Source organism: Caballeronia catudaia (genome assembly GCF_001544755.2).
Taxonomy (GTDB): domain Bacteria; phylum Pseudomonadota; class Gammaproteobacteria; order Burkholderiales; family Burkholderiaceae; genus Caballeronia; species Caballeronia catudaia.
Window position 1 is genome coordinate 1 of the sequence record NZ_FCOF02000096.1, and the last position, 6,468, is coordinate 6,468.

7 protein-coding genes and 1 pseudogene are annotated in these 6,468 nt (G+C 61.8%); 4 read left to right on the forward strand and 4 right to left on the reverse strand.

Annotation, left to right across the window (positions count from 1 at the left end; translation table 11 throughout):
- Positions 1–61: 61 nt before the first annotated feature.
- A pseudogene (locus tag AWB75_RS35805) lies at positions 62–689 on the reverse strand (diguanylate cyclase).
- A gap of 210 nt (positions 690–899) precedes the next feature.
- Here AWB75_RS35805 and AWB75_RS35810 point away from each other — a divergent pair.
- Both AWB75_RS35810 and AWB75_RS35815 read left to right on the forward strand, forming a co-directional pair.
- Entirely contained in the window at positions 900–1,196 is a 297-nt protein-coding gene (locus tag AWB75_RS35810) for a hypothetical protein (RefSeq protein ID WP_061128660.1), read from the forward strand.
- Between the two features lie 279 nt (positions 1,197–1,475).
- Entirely contained in the window at positions 1,476–1,658 is a 183-nt protein-coding gene (locus AWB75_RS35815) for a hypothetical protein (RefSeq protein ID WP_407642208.1), read from the forward strand.
- 72 nt (positions 1,659–1,730) lie between these two features.
- Here AWB75_RS35815 and AWB75_RS35820 read toward each other — a convergent pair whose 3' ends face one another.
- Together AWB75_RS35820 and AWB75_RS35825 are read right to left on the reverse strand one after the other, a co-directional pair.
- A complete protein-coding gene (locus tag AWB75_RS35820; RefSeq protein WP_061128661.1) occupies positions 1,731–1,973 on the reverse strand; it encodes a hypothetical protein in 243 nt (80 codons plus the stop codon).
- A 160-nt stretch (positions 1,974–2,133) separates the two neighbouring features.
- A complete protein-coding gene (locus AWB75_RS35825; RefSeq protein ID WP_061128662.1) occupies positions 2,134–2,616 on the reverse strand; it encodes an Hsp20/alpha crystallin family protein in 483 nt (160 codons plus the stop codon).
- 972 nt (positions 2,617–3,588) lie between these two features.
- Here AWB75_RS35825 and AWB75_RS35830 point away from each other — a divergent pair.
- Positions 3,589–4,032 carry an Hsp20/alpha crystallin family protein gene (locus AWB75_RS35830; protein WP_061128663.1) on the forward strand — a complete coding sequence of 148 codons (444 nt, stop codon included), beginning with the start codon at positions 3,589–3,591 and terminating at the stop codon, positions 4,030–4,032.
- Positions 4,033–4,059: 27 nt separating this feature from the next.
- Entirely contained in the window at positions 4,060–4,467 is a 408-nt protein-coding gene (locus tag AWB75_RS35835) for an Hsp20/alpha crystallin family protein (RefSeq protein WP_061128664.1), read from the forward strand.
- A 1,450-nt stretch (positions 4,468–5,917) separates the two neighbouring features.
- Here AWB75_RS35835 and AWB75_RS35840 read toward each other — a convergent pair.
- Positions 5,918–6,468: thioesterase domain-containing protein (locus AWB75_RS35840; RefSeq protein WP_456061793.1), on the reverse strand; the 551-nt coding region annotated here is incomplete at its 5' end.

Consider the following 6,468-nt stretch of genomic DNA (forward strand, 5'->3'; position numbering starts at 1 on the left):
CGTGCGACGCGCCCTTCAAAAGGGCACGAAAAATGTGACTGTAACTAAACCCTTCAGCGTGTCAGGACGCGCCGGACTGACCAAGTCGATAGATCGTGCGTCCCGCAGCGCCCGGCCGGCGCGGTTGCGGCGACACTGGACAGGGCGGGCGACCACCCCGATCTGAGGCAAGCGTGTCGTCGGACTCGTCGAGTTCGCCCCGTAGTCCGCCTTTCACCGGTCGGAACTGCCACCGCAGATAACCCTTGTTGGCAGCCGAGCTGCATCAGCTCGAGCCGGTCCGGCGCATCGTCAAGCAAATGGCGGTCGGTGGGCCCGCCATTCGCATACTCCCCGAATGCCTGACGGCAGGCGAGCGCTTCGCCCGCCGGCGCACCGATTACGTTGCAGGCACGTCGCTCGTTATGTTCGACCTCCCACGCCCCGAGTTGCCACGCCGCATCGAGTAGCGCCGCGTCGACCGCCTCAAACGTGTGTCACGGCTCGCTGAACTGGATCACAGAGCCTGGCACCGGCCGTGGCGGGATGTCGATGCCCGGCAGTACGAGCGGCGTCGCACGCCGAAAGCCATGCCAGTGCACGATCGCCAGCAGCGGCGTGTTGACCCGTGCGACGGCAGTCACCGTGACCGCCACCAGCGGCAGGCGCACGGTATCGATCTGTTCGCGCAGCGTATCGAAAAAATCCATGAAGCCTCCGTCCCATGTATGTTGCGGAGCCTCTTGCGATTCCGATTCCGGGCACTATTTTAGGATTCAGGCAATCGCGCGACCCATCTCGCAAGCGCGCTGCGTGTTTCGATTTCTTGTGAGCAGTTTTCACGGACGGGCGAATCGGACCGCGTAGCCTTTGTTTGAACTCCGTGCGGACCCCTCTCAAGGTCTCTCGAGGAGCCAGTCATGAGCGATCTTCTTTTCACGGTCCTGCTGGACGACTTCGACCCCTTCCCTCGGAGGATCGCGAGCCTTCACGGGTTTCCCACCGGCCTGCGCGTCACGCGCATCGGCACCTTTTTAGCCGTCGATAATCGGCAGCACCGACGACGCGCTTCGATCGTCGCATTTGCACCCGGACTCGATCCGGTAAAGATCGACGTCTCGATCGGCGGCTCGATCTACAAAGGGTTGCTGACGATGAGCGGCGAGCGGCGAGCGCACCGCCCCGGCGCTGACGTCCCCGATGACGCACGGATGTAGGCCAACGAGCGTTTCCTCGGTGCGTTCCGGTGGGCCATCGAATGGCAGCATGCGGATCCCGAGAGGCGCACGGTCTCTTGCATCGTTTCGGGGAGCACCATCATGCATGACACACCGCAGCAAATCTCGGAGAGATTCACGATTGAAACGGAAGCGGTCCACGTGAACGCTCATCAGCCTCACGGCGTGACTGCGCAGGCCTTCTCAGCACGGTTACGGCTTGATTTTGTTACTGGGAGACAAGGATGCTCAGTCCACACGGATGTGCGGCGCTGATGCTTGTCCGGCACGCACCGGATCAACTCGCATGAAGCGCGCCGAACCGACGCGCTGCGCGAGCGGCAACTAATGATGCTCGAGCACTCCGCCGAAGGGCATCGTCGTGCGCAAGTCACCGATGAGGGAAAGTCGTTCCTTGATGCGCTCCATCCTGAAGAGCTGTCACGGCAGACCGCTGCATAGATTTTTCGGCTATGTAAAGCGGACTGAATGACGCGCCGTTCGGCCAGGCGGTGCCGAACGGCGCCCTCACTGCTATCCGCGGCGCACGTAATGATCCGATACCACGTGGCGTCGCTGGATCCATGCGATGGCCAACTCCATGGCCTGGTTACGGGCTTCGTCCGAGCCGGCAAAATCGCCCTCGACGCCGAGCGTCCGGGTTTCGCCCTCGCGGTCCGTGACAATGGCCGCAGCTGTATAGCGACCACCTTCGGCGGTCGTGACGACTGGATGGATGTCGCAACCGCGGTAGTGGGTAACGTATTCCGTTTGCATGGCGCCTCCCTATAGTCCAATGAACGAAAAAATTGCGTCCGTCGGTAAGCATGCTTTGCTTGCCCGCAGATGCGGTACCCGAAGCGTCGCTGAGACCGTCGCGCACGACGGTCGGCGCCGGCTGTTTTTTGTGGGGGCGGCGCCGGCCGTCGCTTACGACTCAGCCGTTGACCGGGATGCGACGCACGCGGTTCGGCGCATCGGGCCGTTTTGCGATGGTCACGGTGAGTACCCCATTGCGGAAGTCCGCCGTGACCCTATCGGGATCGGCATCCGGGCTGATCTGCACCGAGCGCTGGAAAGTGCCTTGCCAGCGCTCGCTGTACACCGCACCCGCCGACGATCCTTTCTTTTCGCCGCGGATGGTGAGGACATCGTTGGCCAGCGATACATCTACGTCTTTCTGTTCGAGGCCAGGCAGCTCGGCGATAACCTTGATCTCGTTATCGCTTTCACTAAGCTCGATGTTCGGCCAGCCGAGCGATGCACCGAAGCGGGCCGGTAAATCGAAGCTGCGGAAAAAGTCGTCGAACAGACGGTTCATTTCACGATGCAGCGCGAATACCGGATGGTCATCTTCGCGGTGATGTACAGCCGGTACGTTGCGGTCGCGATTCCAGCGGATCAGATTTCTGAGGTCCATGTTTTCACCTCCGTGACTGGCAGGCTAGGAATGCACGGGCAGCATGTCGCGCCTTTCTCCGTGCACGTTGCCTGCACGCATGGATGCGCATGAATACGGTCCAGCATGACCGGACCGACCGCAATTTCAAAATAGGAGGGTGTTTCCGCAAATTCAAGGGTGGCAATCTGCCATCAAGCATCACTGACTTGACACCGCGGAGCAGCGGGAAACTCGCCAGTGTTTCCGCGGCGATCCGACGCGCATCACGCTGATCCTAGCAAACTGCTTGGATACGCGACTACAGTAAGTACACGGCGACGGCAGGGCAGATCCAAGTCAGCGTCGGGAGGGCTGAGCGAAATCACCCAGTGAGCTCGATAATAATGGTGTCGGAATGGGCGTCAGCGCGCCGCTTTCGGCGTCAGCGTGCAGCCCTCACGGGTGAACCGATGCGAGTTCCGCGTCGATCATCGGCCGCTCGACCGTCACGCAGATCGACGCCGATGGAACGGAGTGCAAGGATGCCGACGCAGGCGGCGCCCCACAACGCGGTCGTCGGTTGCAGGATACGTGACTTCTCATGACGCCGACACGCGTGCAATAACGACTGCCATCACCGCGAACAACATCGCGACGACCGTCCACCCGATGATTTGCGGCGCATGCGAAACGGGCGCGGGAAAAGGCAGTTCACGCGCTTCCGGCGAGGCGGCCGGCGACCGCAGAAATACGCATGCCGCCACGATATAGCAGCATGAAGACTCTCACTGTCCCGGGAGAGCGACCGGCGGTCGCCTCGACTCAATTCACGAACAGAAATCACGGGCCCCTTGAAATTTCTGCTTGAGAATCTATCTTAAATTCCGCCCAGGCAGTCGCGCCAGCCGTCCGGCGCGCTGCGTGTTTCGATTTGTTTGCCCGCGGCACGGTAGACGAACTGGAGCGCGTAGGCCGGTTCGTCTTCCTGCTCGTTTAAAGGAGGAAATGACCATGAGCGAACTCAACTTCGGAACCGACCTCTTTGGCGAGTTCGACCGTCTGCAACGGCAGATGGCAGGCCTCTTCGGCGGTTTCCCGTCCAGCATCCGTTCCGGGCCTTTTGGCGCCTTCCCGCAGATCAACATCGGCTCGACCGACGACTCGATCGAGATCGTCGCGTTCGCGCCGGGTGTCGACCCGCAGAAACTCGACGTATCCATCGACAAGGGGCTGCTGACCATCAGCGGCGTGCGCGAGCCTTTGCAGCCAGAAGCGACTGGCGACGACATGCGCACCTACACGCAGGAGCGGTTCGTCGGTACTTTCCGGCGCGTCATTGAACTCCCGCAGCACGCTGACCCCGACAAGGTCTCGGCGCAATACACCAATGGCTGCCTGACCGTGAGCATCGGCAAGCGGGAGACGTCGAAGCCGCGAGCTATCACGGTTCAATGAAATTGTTTGCGGATTGAGGAGAACATCATGAACGATACGACAGAGCTTGCCAAGAAGGATGAAACGGAAGTGGCCCGGCGTGAAGGCGACCAGTCGCAACGTCGCATCACGCTAACGCCGCCCGTGGACATCTTCGAGAACAGCCAGGGCGTGACCCTGTGGGCCGATTTGCCCGGCGTGACAAAGGACCGGCTCGACGTAAAGGTACACGATGGCAGCCTCTACATCGAGGCCGAGGCGGTGGTACCCACGCCGGCGGGGCTGCGTCTGCAGCACGCGGAGATTCGTCGGCCCCACTTCGCGCGGGCGTTCTCTCTTGGGGCTGACTTGGACGCATCGAAAATCGATGCGAACCTGAAAGATGGCGTGTTGAAGTTGACAATACCGCGCCGAGACGAAGCCCGGCCGCGCCGGATCGAAGTGCGGACGGACTGAGGGCAGAAGGCTGGCAGCAACGCCAGGGAGAGAACCAGGTGGCGGCCGTCTGGCTGCCACCTGTCCAGTGCTTGGGCCCCGATGCGGGTTGTTACACACGAGCGCTGGCATTGGAGACTCAGACAGCGGACAGGCGGAACCTGTGCGCGAGCAGATCTGCGCCCGGCCGTTTCTGATGACGTGTCGCGCTGGTCCGAATATCGGCCTGCTACGCGCTAGTCGAAGACTATCCGCCCGCAGAGCCCGTGCGCGATTTTCCGCAGTGGATTCGCCGAGACGCGCAAGCGTCCTCTGACGACGGTGACGACGCGCTCGTTCAGATGTTTGTCGGTGAATCAGACCTTACTTCTTCGGGACGTGGGCGCGGTGGCGACGCTTCCGCTTGCATTGGGGCTGCGGTGGCCTCGAAGAGAACCGCGAGGGCTTCTTCCTGCCTGCCGCACCGCTCGCTCGTCGCGCAAGCGCAACGACCAGGCCATAGGCCGCCATCGAAGTCCGACGGCTTCATGAAACTATGAAGCACGCACCTCAACCCTATCTGGGCACATACCGGTTCCACGAACCGCCTGCTCCACCTCCGTAGGCGAGGCGCACCCCGAAAGCCAGCCAAGATCTTCGTTGCCGATCATTAGTCGCCCTGCCCATTCGCCGTTCGGCGTTCGATAGATTCGAAGGACAAGGGGTTCAAACGAATCTTTCATGGGCCTCTCTCCATGCACCGTAGCGACTCTCGCTTATGTATGAAGAAAGCAACTGAACCTGATTCATATGTCCGGGATCCTGCGGAGCCTCACGCAGAAGGTCCGGCTAACTGGCCGAAGGCATCGACGTTGCGGCCAACACAATTGCGACGGAGTGCGACACCCCACGCAACATCGTGAGGTCAGTCGAGCACCCGCTCATCAGGTTCGGGGTCCATGGTGGGCGAACGCTCAAGATCGGCCTGGACTACCATGCGCAGGTCGAGTGTCGATTTTCACCGGAGAACCTGTTCGATGTCTTCCGCCGAGATAGGCAGGCGACGCGAGCTAGAACGCAACGCAAATGAACAGGGCAACACCGTTGATGAAAACCGCATTCGCACGAAGTCTTATCTTCGCTTGGCAGAACGTATAAACGCATCACCGAGTTGGCGTTCGAAGACCGATCCTGCGGCTTCGCGGCGGCCTCTTCTTTCACCACGAGATTCGAAGCGGATCCCGCGGTGATGTGCTTTGAGAGCCGTCGACGCAGCTCTCCGGGAAGGGCGCGTGTCTGACTGGAAAAACCCGGCAGCTCTTTGCAGATGCCGCGGACCTCGTGTGTGACCGCGGAAATCGCCGCTTTCGTCGGCTTCCTCCACGGATTCGATCGACGAGGACTTGGACCGCCATCGCGGTCACGATTCACGGCAAGCGGGCCGCTCTAGGGTCGTAGGACGCCAGACGGTATGGTCGGTGCGCACGCGCGTTCAGCCGCCTGCGAGCGCGTTCGTGAGCGTCTCTGCGACCGTGGCGAGATGCGGCTCGACGACGAGATCGGTGTGCCTGCCGTCGACCTTCATGACGCGCAACCCTTGCTTCGCGACACGCTGCCAGACCGGCAGCGGATCGCCGTACGAATCGTCGAGCAAGGTCGCGCGCACATAGACGATCGGTCCGCCATCGTAGCGGCGCGGCTTGTAGTTCATCATCGCGATGCGCATCGACTCGCGCACACGCAGAAGGGCGGGCGGCAGGCCAGCCAGTTCGGCAGAAGGCTTGGGCGCCTGGCTTCCCGCGCCCGTTCGCATGCCCATGCGCCCGCGCACGCGATCGGTGATCGCAGCCGCCTTGCCGCGCATGTAGCCGAAGCGCCCGCGCGCATCGAGCGAACGCAATTCACGCAGGCGCTCGGCGACCAGCCCTGCCTGATGGCGCGTCCACTGCGAGAACGGCAGGCAGTACTCGTGGACGTAGGTGTCGAGCAGGCAGAGCATCTCGATCTTCTCGCCCGCCGCGACGAGCTGCTGCGCGATCTCGA

Excerpts from the sequence above, each read along its gene's own strand:
- AWB75_RS35810 (WP_061128660.1), top strand. The coding sequence starts at position 900 with ATGAGCGATCTTCTTTTCACGGTCCTGCTGGACGACTTCGACCCCTTC.
- AWB75_RS35820 (WP_061128661.1), bottom strand. The coding sequence starts at position 1,973 with ATGCAAACGGAATACGTTACCCACTACCGCGGTTGCGACATCCATCCA.
- AWB75_RS35825 (WP_061128662.1), bottom strand. The coding sequence starts at position 2,616 with ATGGACCTCAGAAATCTGATCCGCTGGAATCGCGACCGCAACGTACCG.
- AWB75_RS35830 (WP_061128663.1), top strand. The coding sequence starts at position 3,589 with ATGAGCGAACTCAACTTCGGAACCGACCTCTTTGGCGAGTTCGACCGT.
- AWB75_RS35835 (WP_061128664.1), top strand. The coding sequence starts at position 4,060 with ATGAACGATACGACAGAGCTTGCCAAGAAGGATGAAACGGAAGTGGCC.